Origin of the sequence: Pseudoflavitalea sp. G-6-1-2 (genome assembly GCF_012927185.1) — a bacterium.
Lineage (GTDB): Bacteria > Bacteroidota > Bacteroidia > Chitinophagales > Chitinophagaceae > Pseudobacter.
In genome coordinates this window covers 970742-995712 of sequence record NZ_JABBGB010000002.1, presented here as the reverse complement: position 1 = coordinate 995712, position 24971 = coordinate 970742, and the positions used below count along the sequence as shown (strand labels likewise).

At 46.2% G+C, this 24971-nt stretch carries 27 protein-coding genes and 1 other RNA gene; 17 read left to right on the top strand and 11 right to left on the bottom strand.

Annotation, left to right across the window (positions count from 1 at the left end; translation table 11 throughout):
• Positions 1-17 precede the first annotated feature (17 nt).
• On the bottom strand, positions 18-1391 hold the full coding sequence (locus tag HHL16_RS13685) for an MATE family efflux transporter (RefSeq protein ID WP_169425757.1): 1374 nt from the start codon (positions 1389-1391) through the stop codon (positions 18-20).
• Positions 1392-1499: 108 nt separating this feature from the next.
• Between HHL16_RS13685 and HHL16_RS13680 the strand changes: the two genes are divergently transcribed.
• The 10 genes from HHL16_RS13680 (at position 1500) to HHL16_RS13635 (ending at position 11794) form a co-directional block, all read left to right on the top strand.
• Complete coding sequence (locus HHL16_RS13680) at positions 1500-2348, top strand: DUF3822 family protein (RefSeq protein WP_169425756.1); 849 nt, start codon at positions 1500-1502, stop codon at positions 2346-2348.
• A gap of 44 nt (positions 2349-2392) precedes the next feature.
• Complete coding sequence (locus tag HHL16_RS13675; RefSeq protein WP_240966136.1) at positions 2393-2887, top strand: RsmD family RNA methyltransferase; 495 nt, start codon at positions 2393-2395, stop codon at positions 2885-2887.
• Between the two features lie 11 nt (positions 2888-2898).
• Complete coding sequence (gene bioD / locus HHL16_RS13670) at positions 2899-3525, top strand: dethiobiotin synthase (RefSeq protein WP_169425754.1); 627 nt, start codon at positions 2899-2901, stop codon at positions 3523-3525.
• The gene (locus HHL16_RS13665) at positions 3522-4091 is read left to right on the top strand and encodes a 5-formyltetrahydrofolate cyclo-ligase (RefSeq protein ID WP_169425753.1); all 570 of its coding nucleotides are present in this window, start codon (positions 3522-3524) and stop codon (positions 4089-4091) included. The genes bioD and HHL16_RS13665 overlap by 4 nt, the downstream gene beginning before the upstream one ends.
• Positions 4081-5157, top strand: a complete 1077-nt coding sequence (lpxK, locus tag HHL16_RS13660) for a tetraacyldisaccharide 4'-kinase (RefSeq protein ID WP_169425752.1) — start codon at positions 4081-4083, stop codon at positions 5155-5157. Before HHL16_RS13665 ends, lpxK begins: the two co-directional genes overlap by 11 nt.
• A 67-nt stretch (positions 5158-5224) precedes the next feature.
• The gene (gene rnr / locus HHL16_RS13655; protein WP_169425751.1) at positions 5225-7381 is read left to right on the top strand and encodes a ribonuclease R; all 2157 of its coding nucleotides are present in this window, start codon (positions 5225-5227) and stop codon (positions 7379-7381) included.
• Between the two features lie 22 nt (positions 7382-7403).
• Complete coding sequence (locus tag HHL16_RS13650) at positions 7404-8369, top strand: polyprenyl synthetase family protein (RefSeq protein WP_169425750.1); 966 nt, start codon at positions 7404-7406, stop codon at positions 8367-8369.
• A gap of 62 nt (positions 8370-8431) precedes the next feature.
• Positions 8432-10120, top strand: a complete 1689-nt coding sequence (locus tag HHL16_RS13645; protein WP_169425749.1) for an amino acid permease — start codon at positions 8432-8434, stop codon at positions 10118-10120.
• A gap of 2 nt (positions 10121-10122) precedes the next feature.
• Positions 10123-10764, top strand: coding sequence for a hypothetical protein (locus HHL16_RS13640; protein WP_169425748.1), 642 nt, complete (start codon positions 10123-10125; stop codon positions 10762-10764).
• A gap of 16 nt (positions 10765-10780) precedes the next feature.
• Entirely contained in the window at positions 10781-11794 is a 1014-nt protein-coding gene (locus HHL16_RS13635) for a Smr/MutS family protein (RefSeq protein WP_169425747.1), read from the top strand.
• A 64-nt stretch (positions 11795-11858) separates the two neighbouring features.
• Here HHL16_RS13635 and HHL16_RS13630 read toward each other — a convergent pair whose 3' ends face one another.
• A complete protein-coding gene (locus tag HHL16_RS13630) occupies positions 11859-12674 on the bottom strand; it encodes a hypothetical protein (protein WP_169425746.1) in 816 nt (271 codons plus the stop codon).
• Positions 12675-12788: 114 nt separating this feature from the next.
• Here HHL16_RS13630 and rnpB point away from each other — a divergent pair.
• Positions 12789-13187: RNase P RNA component class A (rnpB, locus tag HHL16_RS13625), an RNA gene on the top strand.
• A gap of 13 nt (positions 13188-13200) precedes the next feature.
• Here the strand turns inward: rnpB and HHL16_RS13620 are convergent.
• From HHL16_RS13620 to HHL16_RS13605, 4 genes are all read right to left on the bottom strand, one after another.
• On the bottom strand, positions 13201-14127 hold the full coding sequence (locus HHL16_RS13620) for a CPBP family intramembrane glutamic endopeptidase (protein ID WP_169425745.1): 927 nt from the start codon (positions 14125-14127) through the stop codon (positions 13201-13203).
• Between the two features lie 87 nt (positions 14128-14214).
• The gene (gene plsX / locus HHL16_RS13615; RefSeq protein ID WP_169425744.1) at positions 14215-15171 is read right to left on the bottom strand and encodes a phosphate acyltransferase PlsX; all 957 of its coding nucleotides are present in this window, start codon (positions 15169-15171) and stop codon (positions 14215-14217) included.
• Between the two features lie 35 nt (positions 15172-15206).
• Positions 15207-15398 (bottom strand): 50S ribosomal protein L32, encoded by a 192-nt coding sequence (gene rpmF, locus HHL16_RS13610; protein ID WP_127124431.1) that lies wholly within the window; start codon positions 15396-15398, stop codon positions 15207-15209.
• A 36-nt stretch (positions 15399-15434) separates the two neighbouring features.
• On the bottom strand, positions 15435-15980 hold the full coding sequence (locus HHL16_RS13605) for a DUF177 domain-containing protein (RefSeq protein ID WP_169425743.1): 546 nt from the start codon (positions 15978-15980) through the stop codon (positions 15435-15437).
• Between the two features lie 186 nt (positions 15981-16166).
• Between HHL16_RS13605 and HHL16_RS13600 the strand changes: the two genes are divergently transcribed.
• Positions 16167-16637: a DUF4920 domain-containing protein gene (locus HHL16_RS13600; protein ID WP_169425742.1), complete on the top strand. Its 471-nt coding sequence runs from the start codon at positions 16167-16169 to the stop codon at positions 16635-16637.
• A gap of 144 nt (positions 16638-16781) precedes the next feature.
• On the opposite strand, the gene HHL16_RS13595 is transcribed toward HHL16_RS13600, so the two are convergent.
• On the bottom strand, positions 16782-17258 hold the full coding sequence (locus tag HHL16_RS13595; protein ID WP_169425741.1) for a hypothetical protein: 477 nt from the start codon (positions 17256-17258) through the stop codon (positions 16782-16784).
• A gap of 166 nt (positions 17259-17424) precedes the next feature.
• Here HHL16_RS13595 and HHL16_RS13590 point away from each other — a divergent pair, with 166 nt between their 5' ends.
• The 5 genes from HHL16_RS13590 to HHL16_RS13570 all read left to right on the top strand — a co-directional run bounded on the left by HHL16_RS13590 (position 17425) and on the right by HHL16_RS13570 (position 21874).
• Entirely contained in the window at positions 17425-19668 is a 2244-nt protein-coding gene (locus HHL16_RS13590; RefSeq protein WP_169425740.1) for a sensor histidine kinase, read from the top strand.
• A 12-nt stretch (positions 19669-19680) separates the two neighbouring features.
• A complete protein-coding gene (locus HHL16_RS13585; protein ID WP_169425739.1) occupies positions 19681-20304 on the top strand; it encodes a response regulator transcription factor in 624 nt (207 codons plus the stop codon).
• A gap of 87 nt (positions 20305-20391) precedes the next feature.
• Positions 20392-20721: a DUF4870 domain-containing protein gene (locus tag HHL16_RS13580; RefSeq protein WP_169425738.1), complete on the top strand. Its 330-nt coding sequence runs from the start codon at positions 20392-20394 to the stop codon at positions 20719-20721.
• 57 nt (positions 20722-20778) lie between these two features.
• Positions 20779-21306, top strand: a complete 528-nt coding sequence (locus HHL16_RS13575; protein ID WP_169425737.1) for a hypothetical protein — start codon at positions 20779-20781, stop codon at positions 21304-21306.
• A gap of 52 nt (positions 21307-21358) precedes the next feature.
• Positions 21359-21874 (top strand): hypothetical protein, encoded by a 516-nt coding sequence (locus HHL16_RS13570; RefSeq protein WP_169425736.1) that lies wholly within the window; start codon positions 21359-21361, stop codon positions 21872-21874.
• Positions 21875-21914: 40 nt separating this feature from the next.
• Here HHL16_RS13570 and HHL16_RS13565 read toward each other — a convergent pair whose 3' ends face one another.
• From HHL16_RS13565 to HHL16_RS13550, 4 genes are all read right to left on the bottom strand, one after another.
• Positions 21915-22538, bottom strand: coding sequence for a hypothetical protein (locus tag HHL16_RS13565; RefSeq protein WP_169425735.1), 624 nt, complete (start codon positions 22536-22538; stop codon positions 21915-21917).
• Between the two features lie 75 nt (positions 22539-22613).
• Positions 22614-23306, bottom strand: coding sequence for a hypothetical protein (locus tag HHL16_RS13560; protein ID WP_169425734.1), 693 nt, complete (start codon positions 23304-23306; stop codon positions 22614-22616).
• A gap of 188 nt (positions 23307-23494) precedes the next feature.
• Positions 23495-24253, bottom strand: a complete 759-nt coding sequence (locus HHL16_RS13555; RefSeq protein ID WP_169425733.1) for a DUF2314 domain-containing protein — start codon at positions 24251-24253, stop codon at positions 23495-23497.
• Positions 24254-24349: 96 nt separating this feature from the next.
• Positions 24350-24940, bottom strand: coding sequence for a DUF4303 domain-containing protein (locus HHL16_RS13550; RefSeq protein WP_169425732.1), 591 nt, complete (start codon positions 24938-24940; stop codon positions 24350-24352).
• Positions 24941-24971 lie beyond the last annotated feature (31 nt).

Here is a 24971-nt window from a genome sequence, read left to right as displayed (position 1 = left end):
TTTTGCTTTATAATTCATTAAATCACTTTCTTCTTCCACCTTCCGCTTCGTATATACAAAAACGACAGCGCAAACAAACATATCCAATACAACCACTCACTCATCCAACCTATCGATATCGGCAATTTCAGCCACTCCAGAACAATAAAGCAATAGATACAATACACTATTATCGTAATCGCTTCAATACCCAGATTGATAGTTGTATTTCCTGTTCCCGTCACAGCATTCAGCCAGATGGTAGAAAAGCTCTGCAACACCATTGCAACGGCAACTACACGCACCACTGGTATTGCTGATTGCACAAATTCCGGCCCTTGCCCGTATATCAGTAAGAATACTCCCGGGAAAAGATTCAGCAGTATGCAGATGATCACCGCAAACGTTGTACTGATGCGAACGATCTTATGTATCACTTCAATCACCCGTTCTTTCTTTCCCTGCCCGATGATATTGCTCACCATCGTATTGCTGGTTGCTGCAAATGCCCAGGTGAACACGCCAAACAATCCAAACAGATTCCGCATGGTATTTGAAATGGCGAGATCGCGATTCGCCTGTCCCGAATGAAAGCCATGTCTCTCCACCAGCACATAAAAGAATACCCACGCCAGAATGCTGATCGCATGCTGAAAAATCAGCGGAGACGATTGTACAAATATGAGTTTGCTTACATCCGGGATATACTTAAAATGTTTGTACAACGAAAATCGTTTGCTGATGCCATTGTAATGGATCACCAGAAAAACTACAAACATACCTGTAGCTTCGGCGATCACCGATGCAATGGCGGCTCCGTTGAATCCTAGTTCAGGGAAGCCGAGTTTGCCATAGATCAGTGTATAATCGAAGAATACATTGGCTACGGTTTCGGCCAGCGTTCCGATAACTAAAAATTTGCTCTGATTGGTTCCTACGAGCAGGGCGTTCCGCATCTGGTAGATGTAGAGAAAGGGGAGACCCCAGATTCTGATCTTCAGAAAGCTGATGCTCTGCTGCTGCACGTGTTCATCTGATAAAGACATGCGCAATACCATCGGCGCCACAAACCAGGTGAGCAGAATGCCGATGGCGGCGATGATCATGGCAATGCGTACGCCCTGCGAAAACAGTTTCCCGATCTCGTCTACGCGGTTCTCGCCTGCGCGACGTGCAATCAGCGCCTGCAATCCGTTATTCAGTCCGAATCCGATAGCGCCAAAAATGAGGTAGTACACGCCCGTTAATCCGGCTGTGCCGAGTTCCTGTTCTCCCAATCCACCCAGGAAAATATTATTGGTGATGAAGTTGATCTGCGGAACCAGCAAGGCTAAGCTGATGGGTAATGCAATCTTCAGTATCTGTTTATTCGAAATCTCCAGCTGTAATGCCGGTGCTGTACTCTGTGCCATAGTGTTGAATCTAAATAAAATACGCCGGGCAAATATACCCCTATCGATGGTTTCAGGCTTTTATTGCCTCTTCACCCAAAATTATGTAACATTGCAACTTCTATTATTATGTTGAAAGCAACTTTTGATATTATTCCGGTAAATGCCACTCAGACTGATCTGAAAGAGAATCTGCTGCTGATGGAAGTGAGCGATCAGATCTTCTGTTATGTACTTTACAACCGCGAAGCGCAACGCTTCCTCGGTTTCCGGCAATACAACCTAGACTTTATCCCCGGCAAAAGCCCGCTCGAAGCGTTACAGGAAATTCTCTCTGGAGACGAATACCTGCAGCAATCCTATGCGGAAGCTTATCTGGTTTATCATTATACAGACAGCAATCTGCTGCCGGAAAAATATTTCACCATCGACCTTAACAAGCCCGTTACCGAAATAGTTTACGGCAATGCCCGCAAAGGACTGCTGCTGAACGATAAAGTAGATGGATGGGGGCTTTACAATATCTATCGCATTCCCCGCGAAGTGCACAGCCTGCTGCAGGGCAAATTCAGCAGCGGCAAATACTGGCACTACAACACTTTGCTGCTTTCCGGTATCGAGAAGAGCAGTATCGAAGGGGATCTGATAAAAGTGGTGATCGCTGCCGACAAGTTTGCAGTAGTGGTTTTCAAAGATCAGCAGCTGCAACTGGCACAGAGCTATCACTATCAGACACCCGAAGATGTTAGCTTTCAGCTGCTGGCTCTGGCGCTGCAGTTCGGTCTCGATCAGGAAACCCTGAATATGCAGGTATCGGGTTTGATGGACGAACAATCTATCCTCTATCAGGAATTGCTGAAATACTTCAACCAGGTTCAATGGGAACAGATGCCTGTTGAAACCACTATGGAAGAAGGATTCCGGAATTTCCCTGCACATTATTTTTCACCCTTGCTCAAGATGGCCTTATGCGTATAATCGGAGGAGATTTGGGAGGAAGACGGATCAATCCGCCGGCGAAAATGCCGTATACCCGACCCACTACCGATGTAGCCAAAGAAGGACTGTTCAATATCATTCAGAACAATCTCGATATCGAAGGGATGAAGACCCTCGATCTTTTCGGAGGTACCGGAAGCATCAGCTACGAGCTGGCTTCGCGTGGTGCAGCCGATCTCACCATAGTGGAGAAAGATACTGCGATGTTTGAGTTCATCCGCAAAACTTCCACCGACCTGAAGCTCGAAAACTTCAAGGTGATCAAAATGGAAGTATTCAAATTCATGGAGAACTGTGCGGATCAGTTCGACTTCATATTTGCCGGGCCGCCCTATGCGCTCAATACCATCGACGATCTTCCCAAAAAAGTGGTGGAGAAGCAACTGCTCAAACCCGATGGATGGTTTGTGCTGGAGCATACGCCCCGCAATAACTACGAGGGCTATCCGCTTTTTGTAACTGCAAGAAATTACGGCACTACCATTTTCAGCATCTTTGTAAACAAACAGGCCACTTAAAATCAGTTGCCATGAACATTTTTGTAACAGGTATCGGTACCGGGGTTGGCAAAACCGTGGTATCGGCGATACTTACGCGCGCATTGGAAGCCGATTACTGGAAACCAATACAGGCGGGCTTCGACGAGGGAACGGACAGTGAGTGGGTGCAGCATGCGCTCAGCGGAACCGGTTCTGTGATGCATCCTGAAGTATACAAATTGCAGCTGCCGGCATCTCCGCATATAGCAGCCCGACAGGAAGGAGTGGAGATTTCCATTCAAAAAATTTGTGCATCAATTCCCAATATAAATCGTAATTTGATCATAGAAGGTGCAGGTGGTTTATTGGTTCCGTTGAATGATGCGGAGTTTGTGGCAGACCTGATCAAAGCACTGGATGCACGTGTTGTACTGGTAAGCAGAAATTATCTCGGCAGCATCAATCATTCCCTGCTCACAGCAAGGGTCTGCAGAGAAATGGGACTGCCCGTTATAGGGTGGGTGTTTAACGACCAGTACCTGGATTATGAAGAAGAGATCGTAAAATGGAGCAACTTTCCAAAGATAGCAACTGTACCTTTTTCTGAAACGACTAACGGGGCGTTTATCAATTCACAGGCCAATGCAATGAAACAAAGGCTGAAAGCATTACTATGATAAAAAGTACCGTAAGAAAAGAGTATTTGCAACGCAGATTGGATTTACAGGAAGAAGAATTGCAGCAACAGATTGCGTTGATGGCTTTCAATTTTCAAAAACTGCAGCTGCCTGCAGTTAAGTACCTCCTGTCTTATTTTCCGCTCGCCAACCGCCGGGAATTCGATATCTCGGTTTGTGAAGATATTCTCCGCAAGCAAAATCCCTCCATGCAGGTGGCATGGCCCAGAATAGAAGTGCACAATGCCGATATGGAAGCCTGCCTCGTAGAAAAAGGAGGCCTCTTTCTCAAAAACAGATACAATATTCTCGAACCGATCAGCGGTATCATTATTGCACCCGAACAGATCGACATCATCTTCGTACCTTTGGTTGCCTTTGAATCCCGCGGTTATCGTGTGGGATATGGCAAAGGGTACTACGACAGGTACCTCATCCGCACCAGGCCGGATGCCATCAAAGTTGGATTCTCCTTCTTCGGACCGGTGGACTCCATCGAGGATATCAACGAATTTGATATACCTTTAAACTATTGTATCACACCGTATCGCACATATGAATTTTAATGCTCCTCTGTTACGACCCATACGGATCTTACTCGTTCCCATCTCCATCTTGTATGGCGCAATAGTATGGCTCAGAAACCGGTTGTACGATACGCAGGTGCTCAAAACAACCTCCTTCAATCTACCTGTGATCTGCGTTGGAAACCTCTCGGCAGGTGGTACCGGCAAATCGCCCATGGTAGAATTTCTGCTGAAACACCTCCATAAAACCCGCAATGTGGCTGTTCTCAGCAGAGGATACAAACGAAAAACAAAAGGATACTCTCTCGCAAATGCAGGCACCACCGCCCTCGAAATCGGCGACGAACCCATGCAGTTTCACCAGAAGTTTCCCGATGTAAGCATCGCTGTCGGAGAAGAAAGAGCAGTGGCCATTCCCATGCTGCTGCACGATAAACCCGATACCAATGTGATAATACTCGACGATGCCTTTCAGCATCGTGCTGTAAAAGCGGGCATGAATATTGTGCTTACCGATTACAGCAATCTCTTCACCAGAGACTATTACCTGCCCACCGGCGACCTCCGCGACGAACGCGCCAGTTATAAAAGAGCAGAAGTGTTGATAGTAACCAAATGCCCGCCTGCATTGACTCTGGAAGAAAAACAGGCTATTGAGAAAGAGATAAAACCACTCCCGCATCAGAAAGTTTTCTTCTCCGCTATCCGGTACGGACAACCTTATCATATTCTCACAAAAAACACTATAGAACTGTCTGCAGAGACAGAAGTACTGCTGGTTTCCGGCATCGCTAATCCGGAACCACTCAAAAAATACCTGCACGAAGTTGCGGATACGTATTACGAATTGCTGTACGGCGATCACCATATCTTCAGTATCGACGATCTGAAGGAGATAAAAAAGAAGTTCAGTCAGATGCAGGCTTCACAGAAGCTTATCATCACCACTGAGAAAGATGCCGTACGTTTGATCAAATTTGAACAACAATTGCAAGACCTGCCCCTGTATGTACTCCCCATTGAAGTGCAGTTCCTGTTCGGTGAAGAACCGGTTTTCACTGAATTAATGACTAAATTCATCACAGGATTCAAACTGCCGGCATAAAGGCCCCGCTCTCAGCAAGGTGTTATCCACCTGCCTTTATGATCCTTTAAAGTTTTAAATCAGAAGAATGAGCAAAAAGCATTCAAAAAAAGACAAGAAAAAAAGATCCTCTTCAGCTGCTCAGCAGACTGTAAAAGGAACCCTCGATATTACCCGTTCAGGCATCGGGTATGTGATAGTAGAAGGCCAGCCCAACGATATTCTCGTGCGCCCTGCAGATTTCAATACCGCTCTTCACGGAGATACCGTGCGGGTGCAGGTTGCAGGTGGCCGCCAGGGCAGCCGTCAGCAGGGAAAGATCGTTCAGGTGATCCAGCGAAAGCAATCCGAGTTCCTCGGAAAACTGCAGCTGGGCAAGAACTTCGCGTTCTTCATCGCCAATGCCGACAAACCGATGCCCGATATTTTCATCCCGCTGCAAAGCCTCAACAACGCCAAAGACAACGACCGCGTAATTGTTCGCATCGTAGAATGGCAACCCAATAAAAAGCCCGTTGGTGAGGTAGTGCAGGTGATGGACGCAGCGAACGAAGGCGACCTCGCCATGAAAGAAATTCTGATGGAGAACGGCTTCTCGCTTTTCTTCCCGGAAGATGTGGTGGAAGAAACTGCCCGCATCCCCGATACCATCTCTTCCGCAGAGATTGCGAAGAGAAAAGATTGCCGCGATATTCTCACATTCACCATCGACCCCGTTGATGCGAAAGATTTCGATGATGCCATTTCGTTCCGTGTACTGAAAAATGGCATGTACGAAATTGGAATTCATATCGCCGACGTGAGCTACTACGTAGAGCCCGGCACAGCGCTGGACAACGAAGCCTATGCACGCGCAACATCGGTATACCTTCCCGACAGAGTAGCGCCGATGCTGCCCGAAAGGATTTCCAACGAACTCTGTTCGCTTCGTCCGAATGAAGATAAACTCACTTTCTCCTGCATTGTGCAGATGAATGAAAAAGGAGAAGTGAAGCAGCATTGGATCGGCAGAACAGTGATCCATTCCGATCATCGTTTTGCATATGAAGATGTGCAGGAAATTCTCGAAAAAGGTGAAGGCCTTTATCAGAGTGAGCTGCTTATTCTGAACAATTTTGCGCAGCGCATGCGCAAGCAGCGATTCAAAAAAGGCGCTATCAATTTCTCATCCACTGAAGTGCGTTTCAAACTCGATGAAACCGGAAAGCCAATCGGCATCATGGTAAAAGAAAGCAAGGAAGCACATCAGCTGATCGAAGAATTTATGCTGCTGGCCAACAGGCTGGTGGCCGAGCGCGCCAGCAAAGAGCATCCGAACAAGAAACCATTGCCATTCCCATATCGTGTGCACGATCAGCCCGACGAAGCGAAGCTGATGCCATTCGTTGCATTCACGAAAAAGTTCGGGCATGAGTTCGATACATCATCGCCCGATGCCATTGCAGAAAGTTTCAATCAATTGCTGCAGGCTGTAAAAGGAAGACCAGAACAACACGTGCTGGAACAACTCGGTATCCGTACCATGGCCAAAGCCGCATACACGGCCGAGAATATCGGTCACTATGGATTGGGATTCGAAAACTATTGTCACTTTACATCACCCATCCGCCGTTATCCCGATGTAATGGTGCACCGCATCTTGCAGGAAATTCTCGATGGCAATGTGGAGCCCGATAAAAAGATGGAGCAGAAATGCAAACATTGCAGCGAGCGCGAGCGTGCTGCGATGGAAGCAGAACGCGCATCCAACAAATACAAACAGGTAGAATTCATGCAGCAGTTCCTGGGTGATGAATTCGATGGTGTGATCAGTGGCGTTGCCGCATTCGGATTCTGGGTTGAAACTGTCGAGCACAAATGCGAAGGTCTCGTGAGTATGAACAGCCTGCTTGAGTATGATGATTTCCGGCTGATCGAAGGCGATTACAGTATCGCCGGTATGCGCAGCGGAAGGAAATTCAGAATGGGCGATAAAGTGCGCATCAAAGTGGTGGCCGCCAATCTCGACAAACGTCAGCTCGATTACGATTGGGTTTTCGGATCGGGCTCCAACTCAGACAATGCACCTGTTGCCGAGGATGGAATGGCTAAGCGCAGCCGCAAACCTGCTGCAGCAGCGGACAATGATCCGTTCAGCAAATTCAGGGACAAAGGCAGCAAAGGTGGAAAAACAAAAAGTAGCAAAGGCAAGTCTGCGGCTTCTCCGGGCAAAACAAAACCAAAGAAGAAGTCGCCTAAAAAATAACACACGCCCCAACAAAAATCATATGCAGCGTTTTGAAGTCTTATTGCAGAAGTTTGCTGATCATTTTAACGTAAGGCATTTTCCTGAGCAACCTGCTTCGTTATACGATTCAGGTGAATACTTTCTCGCCATCGGCGGCAAACGTATCAGGCCGGTGCTGGTGCTGATGGGAAATGAATTGTTCGACGAAATAGTTCCCGATGCCTATCATGTAGGCACAGCTGTAGAACTTTTTCACAACTTCACATTGATTCATGACGATATCATGGACAATGCGCCGCTTCGCCGCAATCAGCAAACCCTGCATGAAAAATACGGTTTATCCAATGCTATCCTCGCCGGGGATGTAATGCTGGTGCAAGCCTATGATCAGTTGATGAAGATCAAAGTCGACTACCTCCGAAAAATCAATGTGCTCTTCAACAAAACGGCACGCGAAGTTTGCGAAGGACAGCAATTCGATATGGATTTTGAGAAGCGTGAACAGGTAGGTCTGGATGAATACATCCGCATGATTGAACTAAAAACCTCTGTGCTGCTGGCTGCCAGCCTTCAGATGGGAGGAATTCTCGGAGGTGCCGGAGAACGCAATCTGCAGCACCTGTACGAATTCGGCCGCAACCTCGGCATCGCATTTCAGGTACAGGACGATTACCTCGATTGCTTTGGCGATCCCACCAAATTCGGCAAACAGGTGGGAGGCGATATCATGGCCAATAAGAAAACATTCCTGCTCATCAAAGCACTGGAATCAGCGAATCCCGTTCAGCTGAAAGCCCTCAACAGTCTGCTGGCCGGCAACCCCGACAATAAAGTAGAGCAGATGCTCAACATATTCAGGGACATGAAAGTAGATCAGTGGGCATTCGATCTGAAAGAGCAGTACCTCGGCAAAGCTTACAATCACCTCGAAGAAATTGCAGTGGTTTCCGGAAGAAAGGAGCCGCTGGAAGCGCTTGGGCGTTTCCTTGTTCAAAGGGAATATTAGGTGAGAGTTTGCACTTGTACTGATTTTTTCCATAATTTAACCGCTTAATCAAAACAATACCCATGGCGGGCTCGCTGTTCCGTAAGAAATCAATTGATAAGATCCTCCAGGACGCACAGAATAGTTCAGAAGAACATGGTCATCATGGCCTTAAAAAAATCCTTTCAGTCCGGGATCTCACTTTCCTCGGAATAGCAGCTGTTGTAGGGGCAGGGGTATTCTCCACCATCGGAACCGCGGCAGCGGACGGAGGTCCGGGCATATCACTGTTGTTTGTGATCACTGCTGTAACCTGCGGATTCTCTGCGCTCTGTTATGCTGAATTCGCTTCGCGTGTGCCCATTGCAGGCAGCGCTTACACCTATGCATATGTAACATTCGGAGAACTGATAGCCTGGGTAATCGGCTGGGCGCTGATTCTGGAATACGCCATCGGAAACATAGTGGTGGCAATATCCTGGAGCAGTTACTTCAATAACCTGCTGATGGATGTTGGCATACATCTGCCCGGCTGGCTCGTAGTAGATCCTGCCACAGCAGAAAAAGCATTCAAAGCCACTACAGAGTCCGTTGCATCCGGAACAGCGGTTACGCCCGGCATGCAGTACATTCTCGATACCTGGAATAATGCACCTGTATTGTTTGGCAGCCGTTTCTTCGTAAATATTCCTGCCTTTGTAATTGTGGTGCTGATCACCATGCTTACTTATGTGGGCATCAAAGAAAGCAAGAAGAGCGCCAATGCCATGGTGGTGTTCAAAATTGCAGTGGTGATATTTGTGATCGTACTCGGTGCATTCTACGTAAAACCAAACTACTGGACGCCCTTCATGCCAAACGGATTTGAAGGCGTTCTCAAAGGCGTATCGGCTGTATTCTACGCCTATATTGGGTTTGATGCCATCTCTACAACAGCTGAAGAAGCCAAGAACCCTCAACGCGATCTGCCGCGTGGCATGATCTACTCACTGGTGATCTGTACCGTGCTCTACATTCTCATTGCACTGGTATTGACCGGCATGGTGCCATTCTCATCACTTCGCGTGAATGATCCGCTTGCATATGTATTCAAAAGCGTAGGCGCTGAATGGACCAGCTACATTGTATCCATAAGTGCAGTAGTGGCAACCACCAGTGTGCTGTTGGTGTTCCAGCTGGGACAACCACGCATCTGGATGAGCATGAGCCGCGACGGTCTGCTTCCAAAAGCATTCGGCAAAGTGCATAAGAAATATCATACTCCATACTTCTCTACCATCGTTACCGGTGTGCTGGTAGCGATCTGCGCACTGTTCATGGAAAGCTCACGCATGACGGACCTTACCAGTATCGGAACCCTCTTTGCATTCGTGCTGGTATCAGGTGGTGTACTGATGCTGCCAAGATTGGAGAACAGACCTGCGGGAAGCTTCAAACTTCCATACATCAACGGCCGTTTCATTGTACCAATTATGGTAGCCGTATTCCTCTGGCTCTTCCGCGGAAGAATTCAGGAAGCAGCTACGCATCTGGGAACGGATAAACTCACGGAAGTGCTGTTCCTCGCATTCGTTGTGGTGGCAGTAGTGATGGCGGTATTCACCTTCCTCAGAAAATTATCGCTGATACCTGTATTGGGTGTACTGTTCTGCTCTTATCTGCTCATTGAGATTCCGGCCATTTCGTGGATCTGGTTCTTTGTGTGGATGGCAGCAGGATTGGCGATCTACTTCATGTACGGGTACAAAAACAGCAATCTCGCCAAATACTAAAAATGGACTCCTGGTTTGCACCGGTGTGGAATTCGCTTACAGCCGGCTATGCGGTTGAGCCATCGCTGGCAGCCAGTTGCATTCAGCAGGTGGAGCAGGCCTATGCAGGGCGGAAAAGATTCTATCACAATGCAGAACATATTCTTGCGTTGCTGAAACTTTCTTCGGAATACAGGCATCAGCTGAAAGCCCCGCTGCTGGTGGATTTCGCGATTGTCTATCACGATCTCGTTTACAGGGTGGGGGTCGACAATGAGGCGCTCAGCGCTTACCATGCAGGAATGCGGCTTGCTGAAATTGGAATGAGTGAACAGGAGGTGAGCCTTGTAAAACTTTATATCGAAGCCACAAAGCATCATCGGATTCCCGAAAATCTCGAATACGCTTCAGATCTGGCTTATTTCCTCGATTTCGATATGTCCATTCTCGGTGCGCCCTGGAACGAATATGAATCCTACGCAGCAAAAGTGAGGAAAGAATACAGCGTTTTTCCTGATTTCCTGTACAAACCGGGCCGGAAGAAATTCCTCGAACAATGCCTGGCAGCTCCGGTTATCTTCCATACCCCCGAATTCCATCAGAAATTCGATACGGCAGCCCGAAGCAATATGCAAAAAGAACTTCAGTATCTTTGCGGCAAATAATACACTCAGATCCGGTATGAAATTTCAAGTTGGCGATAAAGTAGTGATTTTGCATTCCAATGAGGAAGGTGAAGTGGTGGATATTATCAATCCTAAAATGGTGATGGTAGATGTGCGCGGAGTAAAATTCCCTGCCTATACCGATCAGCTGGACTTCCCTTATTTCAAGCAGTTCAGCCAGAAAAAGCTTTTTCCTGAAAAACAGAAAACTTACATCGATAATATAGCGCACGAGAAAAAGAAAGTACTCACCAAAGTGGCCGATGGCGTTTGGCTTACATTCATTCCCGTGATGCATGCCGATGAGTTCGGAGATGATGTGGTAGATGATCTCAAGATCCACCTCATCAACAGAACACACGCAGAATTCAAATTCACCTACAAACTCAGTTATTCAGGTGATACCGATTTTGAACTGGTGAACCAGGTTCGTTCATTCGAGGATTTTTATCTGCATGATATTCCATTTGAGAATCTCAATGACAGCCCAACATTTTCTTTCGAGTTCTCTCTGCTGGTTCCGGATAAGAACAAGGCAGACTACTACGAGTCTTCGCTGAAACTCAAAGCCAAACAGGTTTTCACGCGGATAGAGCAACTGAAGGAAAAAGGTGAAGCTACATTCTCCTACAAACTCTTTGAAGAATATCCGCATAAGGAATACAATTCAGTGGATGTAAGTCCTCTCCTCAAAAAGGGCTACAAGGTGTATGATGCAGGCAGTGCGCGCGAGCATCTCGAACCCGCGAAGCATGAGATCGATCTGCATATCGAAGAGCTCACACCTTATCCGGATAAGCTGGATAATTTTGAAAAGCTCACCCTGCAGTTACAGACTTTTGAAAAGTACATGGAACTGTCGATTGCCCATCGCAGACCGAGTTTGATTGTGATCCACGGAGTGGGTACAGGCAAACTGCGCGATGAGATCCATGATATCTTAAGGGTGAAGAGGGAAGTGAGTTCCTTCATCAACCGCTACCATCCTGCATACGGATATGGCGCAACGGAAGTATATTTCAAATATTAAGCATTCAACATACAGCAAAATGCCTGCACAGATTTAGTCTATGCAGGCATTTTGTTATTTGCAACTATTGATTTTGTTTACGCGGAACATATGCTGCCCGGTCTTTTGCAAACCGGTTGAAAAGCGCAATGATAAGAGCAGGATCCTGTACTTGTTTCTTCTCCATTTCAATAGTAATCTGCCTTTCGAGCCTCAAAGAAGTATCCTTTCCCTGTGGGGCAGGGTTGAAAATCAAATTGAGTTTCACCAGTTTCATTTTTTTCAGACTGTCGAGTGAAGGAGAGATGCTAAACCTGAGATTGTTATGATCTTTCCGGAAAGTGTAATAGGCAGTATCAGGGTAGGAGTTGTCTTTCTTTTCCTGATAGATGTACTTCTCTGTAATGACGTTACTGTTTTTATCACCCGAAATCAGGATCTGGTTACTGTTGTCTTTGAAGTTTTTTCCGAACCTTCGGAAGTTGTTTGATAAGAATTTTTCTACAGAGATCGTATCGGTAATGGGCCCCTGAACTGAGTCGTAAGAAAATGCGATGCTGTCGTTATCAGCCTTAAAAACAACATAGCTGGAGGAGGAAGGCAATACAGAATCCATCACTTTTACGAGTTCTCCATTTTCTGGCCTGAAGGCAGACTTAGAACGAAGAACAGGTATCTGGTGCATTATCATATCATCATAGAAATAGATGGTCTCTTTGCCTCCCCACTTCTCAAGTACATTTCCGGTTTTATCAGAAAAAATATAGGCACCTCCGAATTCAACTGTTTCTATCTGTTTTACGAGTTGAATATTTTTCTGTGCTTTCTGTTGAGAACAATGGACAAACAGAAGTGAGAACACGCCAAGGAGTATGGCGCCCGATGGGGTAAACGAAATCATAATAGGATTGCTTAGGTTTATCCGGTGAAAATAATAAACGTTATTGAAACCTGCACTACAGAACTCAGTTTCAGCGGAAATCGAATCAGCGTATTTCAGTAACTTTGCCGTTCAACTACAAACCGGGTTATCGCTATGCCGCAAGGCAGAGAGGAAAGTCCGGACAACACAGAGCAATGCACCGGTTAAGCGCCGGGTCCGTAGCTGATTGTACATGCGATCCCTGCGGAACAGATAGTGCCACAGAAAATAACTGCCCTGCGCAAGCAGAGGTAAAGGTGAAAACGTGGGGTAAGAGCCCACGGCGGTGCCGGGTAATCGGCATCGGGGGTAAACCTTGCATGTTGAAATGCCATGTATACCAATCAATGAAGTTGCTCGCTTCGTTCACGCAAGTGAAGATTGGGTGGGTAGGCAGCTAGAGCCGTTCAGTAATGGGCGGCGCAGATAAATGATAGCCATGTTTTCCGAAAGGAATGCATACAGGATCCGGCTTACAGGTTTGTAGTTGAATTTTTTTTTCAGGTCATTTCAGGTAGGTATGCCCGATAGCGCCACCGATCTCCATCAGCCAGGCAATACCCAAATGCACAATCAATCCACCCCAGATGCTTTTGGTGTGATAGACCACCACTCCTAAGATCAGTCCTCCCCAGTAAGAAGTGATGCACTCCAGCAATGGCTTGCCAAAGTGAATGGCACAGTAGAATGCGGCCATGGGAAGAATCGCCGCCTTGCCTGCATAACGCGCGAAAGCGAGTATGAGAAACCCTCTGAAGAATGTTTCGATAGTGAGAAAATCGATGCCGTAGGAGATTTCGTAGAGCAGTTTATAACCCCAATTGCTTTCTACATAAGGAGCGATAAAATCTATGCGATGCACTTTCGGATAGGTGCGCAAAAAATCGGGTTGGGTAGAAGCGAATGCCAGCAACGGCACCATCATCAGCAGCAGAATAAAGTAGGGCGTTGCATTGAAGCCGCGGGAGCTGAGCCCTGCAACCGGTTTGCCGAACTGTCCCCATTTCCACAAAAGAGCAATCAAACCCAGTACCAACAAGCATTTCAACGGCCAGTTCACTACCATATAACCATAATGATCCCATGGGAAAGGGAAGTCGTTGGTGAAGAGGCGTGTGAGCCAGTCGAAGGAAACTTTTCCTGCAAAGATGGCCGGACCAGCCACCAGCAACAGCCAGAAGAATGGGGGAGTCTGAATGGATTTCTTATGTGCAGCAATCTGAATCAGCCAGGCAGCGCCGAAAGCAAAGAGAAATACTCCGAAGAATGCAAGGAATCTGAGACCGTAATGCTCGATATCCATGCAGTTGGCTTCGATGCCGAAAGTATAGTTGAGCGTAACGAGAACAGCCGTCAGCAGAGTGATACCCACAAAGGATATCAGGTGGAGAGATTGCGCGTATTGCCGTAAGTAACCTACAATAGATTTCATGCGGTATAGTAATGGCTGTTCAAATACAGCAGTATAATCAAAAACCGGATACTGGATCCGGTTTTAAAAAATCGTATGCTGTGGAGCTTATTGTTCTGTACTTTTTCCGTCGAAGCTGCTTTTCATCTTGCTCAGCAAATCAGAAGCGATCATCTTTTCAGCTACTTTGATCATATTGCTGAACGCCTTTGCGTGAGAGATGCCATGCCCGATGATAACGGGTTTGGCTACCCCAAGTACAGGTGTTCCGCCATAGTTCTCGAAGTTGAAGCGGTCGAGATATTCGTGCTGAATATTCTTCGCATGAGTGATCTCGTAGAAGCTCTCTGCCATTTTCAGAATCACGTTACCGGTGAAACCTTCGCAAACCATTACATCTGCCTTATCGAGGAAGATGTCGCGGCCTTCGACGTTGCCGGTAAAATTGATGGCAGTGTTCTCTTTGAGCAGGGGATAAGTGGCCTGGGCAAGGATATTTCCTTTCCCTTCTTCTTCTCCGATATTCACGAGGGCAACGCGTGGGTTATCGATACCCAGAATGTGCTGGGCATAGAGACTGCCGAGGATGGCAAACTGGTTCAGATGTTCCGGTTTGCAATCGGCATTGAGTCCTACATCGAGCAGAACACCCATTTTGCCATTGTCTTTGGGAATAAGCGTAGAGATTGTTGGGCGTTGAACACCATCGATAGCTTTGATGCTATACATGGCGCCTACAAGCATAGCACCGGTGTTGCCGGCGCTTATGAAGGCCTCAGACTTGCCGGTGGCAAGCAGATAGAAGCCTACAGCTATAGAAGAATCCTGCTTTTCCTTGAGCGCTTTAGTGGGATGCTCATTCATGTCTATGACCTGAGTAGTATGCACCACTTTCACTTTGTCTGCCGGAATATTGAATTCCTGCAGCAAAGGGTTTATTTGCGCTTCATCTCCGGTCAATAACAGCGTTGCCGGTGATTTTGTCTCAGAAAAATACAGGTGTATCCCTTTCACCGCTTCGCGGGGTGCAAAGTCTCCACCCATCATATCTAAACCGATAATCATAGCCGGCGATCAGACATTTGTATTAGGAAAGGAAATTACTTAATGGGGGAATTTTCGGCCACCACTTTTCCTTTATAATACAGTTTGCCTTCGCTAACATGAGCACGGTGGCGTACATGAATTTCGCCAGTAGTGCTGTCTTTGCTTAAAGTAACTTTCTCAGCCTTGTAGTGAGTTCTTCTCTTAGCACCTCTTTGTTGAGAATGTCTCCGTTTCGGATTGGGCATAACTCAGAAATTTATACAACTATAAAAAATGACTAATTAATTATCTTCCAAATCTTTGAACTTTTCCAATCCCTTCCACATCGGGTTGGCAGATTGGTTGTTCTGTGCATCCAGCTTTTTGAGCATGGCAAGTACTTCTTTATTGCAGCCGGGTCCACCCATTTCTTCGGGGGTGCACATGCGCTGCATCGGAATGCTCAGGTTTACGAATTCATAGATCCAGTCTGCGATCCTCAGATGGCTTTCGCCTTTCGATATGTAATACACATCGGGATCTTCTTCCTGGTCGTTCATCAGTTCAGGTTCTTCAACCATCTTGACAACGATATTGAACTCGTCCCAGAGATCCAGTGGCAGATCATTTCCGCAACGGTCGCAGGTAACATCCAGTTTGCCGCCCACTTCAAACTTCAGCATCATAAAGCTGGGGTGTTTGTCGAGGGTCAGTTTCACTCTGGCTACGCAGTTCCGGAAATCCTGTTCCTGGTAATCCTCAAAGAACTTGTCATTGATCTCATATTCAAACTCATGGATGCCCGGCTTTAGACCGACAAAAGCGATATCAAAATTCCGACGATTCATGAGCTACTCCTTTTAAAGAGTTTGCAAAGGTAGGGAAATTCAATTGATTAATAAAACAATAAGACCAGTTTTAAGCAGGATTGGGGATAAAGGTACGCCGTTTAAGCTAATATCCACATCCGTAAGGGTTAATATTACCGCGGGAATCCGTTATTTTTGGGTATCTAAAAACCTTCAGAGAAAAAAATGAAAAATCTACTGTTCAGCGCAGCCCTGATCTGCTCTTTCTCCCTGGCCAAGGCACAACCGCCTAAAGGTCCGGCTACTCCCGGAACCGTTTATGGAGCCAATTTAACCGCCACTTCAGCTACTCCCATTGCCGAATTACCCGCCATGCTGGCAAAAAACGACAGCATCAATGTTGCCATCGAGGCTAAAGTATTGGAAGTTTGCCCCAAAAAGGGCTGCTGGGTGAAGCTGCAGGTGAACGACAGCACCACGGCATTCGTTAAAATGAAAGGATATGCTTTCTTCGTTCCCGTGGACCTCGAAGGCAAAACTATCCTTCTCGAAGGAGTTGCCAAAGTTTCCACCACTTCCGTTGAAAGGCTCCGCCACTACGCAGAAGACGCAAAAAAATCCAAAGAGGAGATCGAGGCCATCACGCAACCTAAAAAAGAGATCAGCCTGCTCGCAAGCGGCATCAAAGTGAAATAAATCATTTCAGCATAGCTGATACAGGAAAAGCCGGCATCGATTGCCGGCTTTTTCAATACACAAGATCCGAGACACCCAAATTGATCCAACCTTCATAAGAGCCGGGTCGGTTTTTAAACACAGATAGAGTACGGATAAGGATTATTATTTTCCTGCAAACTTCTTCTCGAATGCAGCGGCAGCCTTATTGATATTGTTGGCGATCAGTTCGTATTCGTTGTTCATTTTTTCGAGAATGCTGTTGATCTGAGGCGTTACAGTTGCATCACCGTTTTTCTCTTTGGTACGCAGCTCGATGAGGCTTTTGTAATCTACATCGGCAGTTTTCTTGTATCCTTTCAAACCTTCTGTGATGGCTGATTTCAGGCCTTCGTCGTCTTTCAGTTGATCCATCTTTTCTATATCTGCAATGGATTTTCCCAGCTTCTCTGCCCAGGTTTTGCGAACGGACTCAGCTTTGGTGTAATCCTGACTGTTCATGGCTCCGTTCATCTGATTCATTTCCTTTTCATTATCGTTCATGGCCGTCATCAGCTTGTTGTTGTATTCAACAGGGTTTGGCGTATTGCAGCTAACAGCTACCAGCAGAAAGAAAGCGAGAATTACATTGAGTTTTTTCATCTTCAATTATTTTTGTTTTTTCTAATGACACAAAATTATACCGGTATGCAGGGGTTTTCTATCCCCGGAACCAGCTATTTTAATGCGGCTGAGGAGTGGTAGTTTTGCGTAAGTTGCAGTGGTGTGCTATCGATTGGCTGTTGCTGCTGCTATTAATTTATAAGGAATGACAAACCGGAAACGGATATCTATACATGGTGTAATTATTTTGATACTGGCATTCTTGTGCACTAACGTGCATGCACAGCGGCTGGAAGACTCTCTGAGGAATATCGTAAATCAGAAAAGCCTTCCGCTTGGTACCCGTGTTGAAACCATGGTGCGTCTGGCGCAGGCTGTGTTCTTCAATAAAGACTGGACCGAAGGGCAGGATATCTATCGCGAAGCCATCGCCATGGCAGCTCCGCTGAAAGACGGAAAATACCGTGCACACGCATACGGAGCGCTGGCATTATCTTTCTCCATTACCGGCGACAGCGAAGCTTCTGATCGTGCACTCGACAGTGCTTTCAGGTATTCTAAAAGAACTACCAGTAAAACCTCGCAGGGATATGTGCTCTACTGCAAAGGATGGCTTGAAAGCCGTGCCCAGAAAGAGCCACAGGCCATGCAGTCTTTTCAGCAGGCACTCGATCTGTTTGAGCAGGAACCGGTTACTTCATTGAAGTTTCAACAGACCATCTATGGTGAAATGGTGGGCATCTACTTCCATTGGTACGATCTCCCCAATGTGGAGAAATACACCAGGCTTGCACTGGAAACAGCTAAGAAACTCAATCTGCTCGACAAACTGATCACCGCCAATCAGGACAGAGGTTCTTACTTCATCAATATGTTCCGCAACGATGAATCGCAGCGTGTATGGCTCGATTCAGCGCTGTATTACATGCGCACATCCCTCAATCTTGCAATGAATAATCGGGAGAGATTGATCACGCCCAGCGATATACCTTTCAGCGCCATCGGCATCTCCAATATATTTCTCGCCTACTTCCCCAAAACAAAAGAATACAAAGACAGTATCGATTATTACAACGAGATTGCACTGGTAGAAGGTAAACGCACCAAACAGTTTTCGGTACAGGCCGGCGTGTACAATATGCTCGGCAGCATTGCGCAAAGCAATAACGATTATAATTCAGCCATTGCCTATTACAATCAGGCCCTTTCCGTAAGCATCACAGATCCGATGGCTGATAAATTCAATCTATCGCAATCTTTTCTCGGCGTAGCCGAAGCATACGATAAACGGGGAGATACTGCCCAGGCACTGCATCATTACAAACAATACATGAAGCTGTATGAAGAGTTGTTCGATGCCAGTAAAATGAACAAGACCAAAGAGCTTGAAGCCCGGTATGAAAATGCGAAGAAAGAAAAGGCCCTGCTCGAAATACGGCTCATCGCTGAACAGCGTAACAGAGAATTGATTCAGGCAAGATTATTGTCAGGAGAAAAAGACCAGGCCTTACTTGCAGCCCGCTATGCCGCTTCAGAAAAAGACAAGGCGTTGCTGGCTGCCAGGTTCGAAACCGAACAGAAGCAACTGGCACTCACCAATGCCAATTTCAAAACGGCCAAACGTGAGCAGGAACTGCGTGCGATGGAAGAAAGAATGAACTTCAACAGAAAGATGAACCGCATCTATGCCGCACTCGCAGTGGCTTTGCTGCTGGTGCTGCTCTTTCTTTTCTACGCCTACAAGCAACGTTCCAAAACACTGAAGCAGGCGAAGAGGCTGCACGAATTTGAGGTAGATAAAATGAAACAGGAGCACCGCATTTCCAACCTCTCCGCCATGCTCGAAGGGCAGGAGCAGGAGCGAAGCCGCCTCGCGCGCGATCTGCACGATGGGCTCGGTGGATTGCTCTCCGGCGTAAAAATCCAACTATCCGGATTGACTCCGTTGGTGAAGGAAGAAAAGCAGCAAACCATTGTAAGCAACTCTCTCGATCATCTCGACAATGCTGTTGATGAACTGCGCAGAATTGCCAAAAGCATGATGCCCGAAGTGCTGCTCACATACGGCCTGGGAGAAGCCACGCGCGAATATTGCAACGGGCTTAAGAAATCGGGCATCGCTATCGACTGTCAGGTTGTGCGATACAAAAACGATATGGATCACAGCCGTCAGGTTACCCTGTATCGCATTATGCAGGAGCTGGTGAACAATGCCGTAAAACATGCCGCAGCCTCGCAAATACTGGTGCAGCTGCAGCAAAGCGACGATCATATTTTTCTCACTGTGGAAGACGATGGCAAAGGCCTCGATAAATCGCAGCTGGAAAGCCTCAAAGGAGCCGGGCTTGCCAATATCCGCTCGCGGGTGGAAATGCTGCATGGCAGGCTGGATCTGCAATCGGCTCCCGGTACAGGCACCACATTTACTATTGAATGTTCTATCAAATAATAAAGCTGAATCATGATTAAAGTGATCATTATCGACGACCACCCGATTGTGCTGGAAGGACTGAAGAACCTGTTATCCAATCGCGACGATATGTCGCTCGCCGGATATTTCGAGAATGGGAAATCAGGTATTGAAGCCATCGGTAAACTCGATCCGAATGTTGTATTGCTCGATATAAATCTTCCCGATATCGATGGTGCTGAGATCTGCAGGCAGCTGCGTAAACATGATAAGGATATCCGCATCATTGCACTCAGTGTACACAACGAACGCACGGTAATCAAGAATATGCTCAACAGTGGCGCCAATGGTTATGTGCTGAAGAATTCAGTAGGAGAGGAAATCATCACTGCCATCCACACTACGCTCAATGGCAATAATTATCTCTGCCGCAAAACGAAGGAGATCATGGCGCAGGTGTCGGAAAACGATCTGGCAGAAATTCCAAAGATCACCAGAAGAGAAAAAGAAATTCTGGAGCTGGTAAGTCAGGGACTCACCACCACGCAGATTGCAGAGAAGCTCTTCATCAGCATGCACACGGTAGAAAGCCATCGCAAGAACATGATCGAAAAATTCGATGTGGCTTCGATGACTGCGGTGATCAAACTCGCATCGAAGTATGGACTGATCTGATCAAAATAGCTGGTTCCGGGGATAGTGTAGCTCCTTGCTTGCAGGTAATTTTGCCATATCAATAAACAATGACAAAAACACCACAAGATGGACAAGAAAACACTCTCAATTATTTCCTACATTACAATCATTGGCTGGCTGATCGCGTTCTTTCAATATAAAGACAAAGCGAAAGATCCGTTGGTGAGCTATCATTTGAAACAATCGCTCGGACTGGCCATCATTGGCATCGTAATCGGCATAATTCTGGGAATTGTGGTGCGTATGGTTCCGGCACTTGCAGTACTCACTTATGTAAACATTGTGCTGCTGGTACTCTGGATACTGGGCATCATCAATGCCGCAAACGAAAAGATGAAACCTGTGCCGGTTGTTGGACCGATGTTTGAAGATAAATTTAGTTTTCTCGATAAATAATATCTGGCCGTTCGTCCCGTTTCAAAAACGGGACGAACGGATTTCAAAAAACAAAGCATGAAAAAACAGGCCTTATTCCTTTTGCTATGTGTGATTTCTGCGCTGCAGGTAGCTGCTCAGACGGAGTTTCTCAATCCCAAAATTGTGAAACTCAATGGGAAAATTCCGGTGCTGGATGCCAAACTGAAGAATATAGTGAAAGAGCTTGGTGCAATCACTCACAGAGAGCCGGATGATTTGAAAAGCGGAGCATATTACGTTGCCGAAGAAGCGCCTTCAAATGTGGTACGTATCAAAGGTGTTGAGCTGGAAACCTGTGTAGAGAATGCGCACCTGCGTGCCATCGATTTCAGCAAAAGCCCTGATGTGTTTATCAGCTGGTCCGGAGGAAGAATTGATAATGCAACCACTTTGCAGGACATCAGAAAGCGTTTCCCGAGAACAGCCAAAGAAAAGACCAATCAGGATGCAAAGAAATTCTGGATCCGTACACTCGGTGATTCCAATGATGTTTGGATACTGGAATTCAACAACGGAAAGATTACAAAACTGATCTACCATATTATTTATGATGAAAACAATTAATCATCATCCCGCTATTGCATAAAAGCAGTAGTTTTTTTTATTAAAAATCATTATGAAAAAACTCCTTGTTCTTACAGCCTTCTTTGCTGCTGCTTTTCAGGTGTCTGCGCAGACTAAAGAAACTTTATCTGTGGCCACTTTAAAGCTGAACGGAAAACTCTCGCTACCCTGCAAACTGAGTGATGTTGTGAAGTTGCTGGGGCTGGTTACCTACACCAATCCTGAAGCATTGGAGTGCGGATCTTTTTTCCCGCAGGAAGCGGCGGAGTCGCATGTGATCCGCATTAAAGGATTCGACATAGAGAAGAACAGGGATAGTGTTTTTTATCATAGCATCGATTTGGTGAAGAGTCCGGATGCGTTTATTACCTGGTCTGGTGGCAGGTTCGATCGTAACACCACACTGGAACAAATGAGCAAACAATTTCCGGTTTCTGCGAAGCAGGCTAAAAAGAATGGAGGAACGACGGAGATGTTTCTCGAACTGGATCTGAGCTCTGATGATGTTTTTAAGTTCGATTTCAAAGGTGGAAAACTGATCCGGATCTCTTACTGGGGCCCTTGTTAGTAAAGGGAATGCAATAACGTTTTTACATTTGGAGGGGACTTTAGTCTCCTTTTTTTGTGGCTTCCAGAAATGACAGTGCTTCCTGTAGGTAGAAATTTTCTGTAATCAATGAGTCGATAGACACGATCAGGGCAGGTAGTGTTTGTTTGCGTTCTGCTTCGCATCCAACTACATCATCATCAATTTCAAGCTCATCGTTTACCAACTGACGAAGTGATGCGATAAGCCGCTGTTTTGCCGCATTATCAATGGACTGTTCTGGAGATCTTGAATATTTGTGAACAGCGTATTCAACATATGCTGGTATGCGGTTCTCCCGATGGACGTAATATTGACCACCACTGCATTTCAGCTGCGCATACAGGGTATGGATATGGCGGAACAGGCTATCCAGTTTTTTTCTGATGGCAGCCTTGCCAGGTTGTGATTGTTTCAGAAAGTATGCATAGACATCATAATACAAATCTTTACCGGCTTCGCTGTCGAAGAAGAGCAGTGCAGAGCTTCTTGAAAAATACAGTTGATCCGGAGCCTGTGGTTTTGCATGATGGATCAGTTCAGGGTAATGTTTCAGGACTGCCTGATAATATGATGCAGGAAGCAGTAAAGAATCTCCTGAAGCATTCGTGAGCAATATATCTGCACGGGATTTGCTTTGCGCCATCGTCTGCCGGGCTGGTGCCAAAGACAGGATACAACAAAGAGGCAGTGTCACAGAACGGAATTTGTTCATTACAGTTTAATTCATTGAAGGAGGATAGAGAATCATCATATTCTTCGGTATATTGAAAAAGGTAGCGGCTTTTTTCTGCTTAGTGATTTTTTTGACCCTGATGCATTCTACATCTCCGTATCCCCTGTCGTATTTCGTCAGGAGCAAGGCGCCCGGTATCCTTTCCAGATGATTCATAGTTGGCCAATAAGCAGCCGGAAGCTCCGGGCAATACCAGATATGCATCAATTTTTTCGGATCAGAACTTACTTTATCGGCTGCCGTAATTTCGATAATGGCTTTTTTGCAGTGATACCCTTCAATAGTGGCCGTGTCTACTGTAAAAGTCAATATGCCATAATCCATCAGCAGACTATCCCGCTCTTCGTTTTCAAGATAAACATCCGAGGTAAGGAAATCATCATAACTCAAGGGCAATGCGATGCTTCCTCGCAGTTCCCACAATTTTTTCTCATTGTATTGAACGAGCCATTTGGAAGAATCTGTTTTACTAATACGATCGGTTACCAAAAGATACCGTGAATGTGCGAATAAGGAGAATTTATGGACTTCGTTCTTCGGAATGGATACTGCCTTGACTTCTCCATCCTCCGCACGTGGTTCTGTATAGGAGGAATATACTATTTTATAAACTTCCAAATCAGTGACTTTGTTTTGTGCATGACTTATGTTGCCGATTAGTAGCAGTATAATGAACATAGATTTGCTCACGAAGCTGCGGAGTTGTCCTGCCGGGTACAGAAGGCTGCTGGGTGGATGTATCATACCTGCAAATTACTGCTTACTGAGGGCCGGGCGTATCCCCGGATACTGGTATTTATGCAAAAAGAATCCCGGTCAGTATTGACACTAACCGGGATCGAAATATTTGAATGATTCAGCAAGCTTTACTTTTCAAGCACAGGAATCAGGTGGTTCCATTGGAGCAGCTTCGCGAGATCCAGCGCTGTTCTTCCGTCTGGTGTAGCAGCATTCTTATCTGCTCCCATTTCCAGCAATGCTTCAACGGCATGGAGGTTTCCGGCGATGGTTTCAATATGCAGCAGGGTAAGCCCGAGTTCATCGGTAGTTTTTACTTCACCGGGGTTTTCTTTCAGGAAACTGAGCATGCCTTCTTTGGTGTTTCTGTCCATCGGATGCACTTCGAGATTTTCGGGTTGCTCTTTCTGGTTCATCACAATTTCGATGTCGTTGAAATCACCGAAGTCGATTCCCCATGCAGTATCGTGTTCCTGTCTTTCTTCATCAGACATTTGCGCGCGCATGGCGTGAATGGTGAATCCTCCGTAGGTTTTGCCATTGGATGCGAAGAGCCAGTCGCTGATCTGCGTCAGCGGAACGTTTACTTCATCGCCATTGCTGATATTGGTGAGTTCGTTTGGTTCGTTGATGAGTTCTCCGTAAACGTTTATGCCATCGAAGCCAACCTGATTGATCCACATATGTTCAACGATGGGTTCTTCCTGTCCGGCCACTTCTTCTGAAAAGGCCACTTTAACACAAGCCATATCCAATGCAGGAATGATGCGGCGGTATTCCCACGACATTTCTCTCCAGAAATATTTGAACGTCTGTTGAGCTTTTTCAAATGCTGCGATCATTTCGGGACTGTCGCCTTTTGCAAAAAAGAGTTTGGTGTCTGCCATGGGTATTTCTATTGATGGTTTTATCACAAATCAGGCGCCAAATTACAAAATAATGATGCTAACAATGTTATTCATTTATGAAGCAATGCTGCATCACTATGTTAGTGGGAATGCCTGTACAAATTCGTCGGTGAGTCCGGGAGGGTTGGCACGGACTGTCCAGCTGATGGGCTTTTCGTAGTATGCGGTTTCGTGAATGAGTATCGGGATGTTTCTATGGAACGTTTTTTCTATCCAGCCTTCCGCAAACAGTTGTTGTGTGAGTGAAATGATTTCTTCGATGAATAATTTTTCCAGCTGTTCACTTTTTTCGAGAATTTCTTCCGTGAGGTCATCGTCGTAATCTGCTTCATCATTTTCTTCCTCAGAAAAATACCAGGGAGTTGATTGGAACCAGCTTTGTAAAAAAGTATTATCACAACCGCCAATGGTACCGTATTCATTCGGAGGCCAGAATGCGAAGTTCCATCTGGCCTGGGCGGGCGTTGGCGCCTTTGTGATCTGTGTTTGATAATATTGTTCAGTGTTGTAGCCTACAAAAATTGCAGCATTACGCGCCACATCAACATCGCCATCATACCAGAAAGACAGGGCATAAATATCTCTTCTGACGGATTCGGGAATATTGCTGATGACCTCAATTACGTTTGTTAACGCTGCTTGTCTGAATTGTTCTTTGGCTTCCATACAGCTATTTGTTTTGAAAGATTTATTTTAT

Excerpts from the sequence above, each read along its gene's own strand:
- HHL16_RS13685 (WP_169425757.1), bottom strand. The coding sequence starts at position 1,391 with ATGGCACAGAGTACAGCACCGGCATTACAGCTGGAGATTTCGAATAAA.
- HHL16_RS13650 (WP_169425750.1), top strand. The coding sequence starts at position 7,404 with ATGCAGCGTTTTGAAGTCTTATTGCAGAAGTTTGCTGATCATTTTAAC.
- lpxK (WP_169425752.1), top strand. The coding sequence starts at position 4,081 with ATGAATTTTAATGCTCCTCTGTTACGACCCATACGGATCTTACTCGTT.
- HHL16_RS13590 (WP_169425740.1), top strand. The coding sequence starts at position 17,425 with ATGACAAACCGGAAACGGATATCTATACATGGTGTAATTATTTTGATA.
- HHL16_RS13575 (WP_169425737.1), top strand. The coding sequence starts at position 20,779 with ATGAAAAAACAGGCCTTATTCCTTTTGCTATGTGTGATTTCTGCGCTG.
- bioD (WP_169425754.1), top strand. The coding sequence starts at position 2,899 with ATGAACATTTTTGTAACAGGTATCGGTACCGGGGTTGGCAAAACCGTG.
- rpmF (WP_127124431.1), bottom strand. The coding sequence starts at position 15,398 with ATGCCCAATCCGAAACGGAGACATTCTCAACAAAGAGGTGCTAAGAGA.
- rnr (WP_169425751.1), top strand. The coding sequence starts at position 5,225 with ATGAGCAAAAAGCATTCAAAAAAAGACAAGAAAAAAAGATCCTCTTCA.
- HHL16_RS13560 (WP_169425734.1), bottom strand. The coding sequence starts at position 23,306 with ATGTTCATTATACTGCTACTAATCGGCAACATAAGTCATGCACAAAAC.
- HHL16_RS13665 (WP_169425753.1), top strand. The coding sequence starts at position 3,522 with ATGATAAAAAGTACCGTAAGAAAAGAGTATTTGCAACGCAGATTGGAT.
- HHL16_RS13630 (WP_169425746.1), bottom strand. The coding sequence starts at position 12,674 with ATGATTTCGTTTACCCCATCGGGCGCCATACTCCTTGGCGTGTTCTCA.
- HHL16_RS13605 (WP_169425743.1), bottom strand. The coding sequence starts at position 15,980 with ATGAATCGTCGGAATTTTGATATCGCTTTTGTCGGTCTAAAGCCGGGC.
- HHL16_RS13635 (WP_169425747.1), top strand. The coding sequence starts at position 10,781 with ATGAAATTTCAAGTTGGCGATAAAGTAGTGATTTTGCATTCCAATGAG.
- HHL16_RS13680 (WP_169425756.1), top strand. The coding sequence starts at position 1,500 with ATGTTGAAAGCAACTTTTGATATTATTCCGGTAAATGCCACTCAGACT.
- HHL16_RS13645 (WP_169425749.1), top strand. The coding sequence starts at position 8,432 with ATGGCGGGCTCGCTGTTCCGTAAGAAATCAATTGATAAGATCCTCCAG.
- HHL16_RS13550 (WP_169425732.1), bottom strand. The coding sequence starts at position 24,940 with ATGGAAGCCAAAGAACAATTCAGACAAGCAGCGTTAACAAACGTAATT.
- HHL16_RS13570 (WP_169425736.1), top strand. The coding sequence starts at position 21,359 with ATGAAAAAACTCCTTGTTCTTACAGCCTTCTTTGCTGCTGCTTTTCAG.
- HHL16_RS13580 (WP_169425738.1), top strand. The coding sequence starts at position 20,392 with ATGGACAAGAAAACACTCTCAATTATTTCCTACATTACAATCATTGGC.
- HHL16_RS13585 (WP_169425739.1), top strand. The coding sequence starts at position 19,681 with ATGATTAAAGTGATCATTATCGACGACCACCCGATTGTGCTGGAAGGA.
- plsX (WP_169425744.1), bottom strand. The coding sequence starts at position 15,171 with ATGATTATCGGTTTAGATATGATGGGTGGAGACTTTGCACCCCGCGAA.
- HHL16_RS13555 (WP_169425733.1), bottom strand. The coding sequence starts at position 24,253 with ATGGCAGACACCAAACTCTTTTTTGCAAAAGGCGACAGTCCCGAAATG.
- HHL16_RS13595 (WP_169425741.1), bottom strand. The coding sequence starts at position 17,258 with ATGAAAAAACTCAATGTAATTCTCGCTTTCTTTCTGCTGGTAGCTGTT.
- HHL16_RS13620 (WP_169425745.1), bottom strand. The coding sequence starts at position 14,127 with ATGAAATCTATTGTAGGTTACTTACGGCAATACGCGCAATCTCTCCAC.
- HHL16_RS13565 (WP_169425735.1), bottom strand. The coding sequence starts at position 22,538 with ATGGCGCAAAGCAAATCCCGTGCAGATATATTGCTCACGAATGCTTCA.
- HHL16_RS13640 (WP_169425748.1), top strand. The coding sequence starts at position 10,123 with ATGGACTCCTGGTTTGCACCGGTGTGGAATTCGCTTACAGCCGGCTAT.
- HHL16_RS13600 (WP_169425742.1), top strand. The coding sequence starts at position 16,167 with ATGAAAAATCTACTGTTCAGCGCAGCCCTGATCTGCTCTTTCTCCCTG.
- HHL16_RS13675 (WP_240966136.1), top strand. The coding sequence starts at position 2,393 with ATGCCGTATACCCGACCCACTACCGATGTAGCCAAAGAAGGACTGTTC.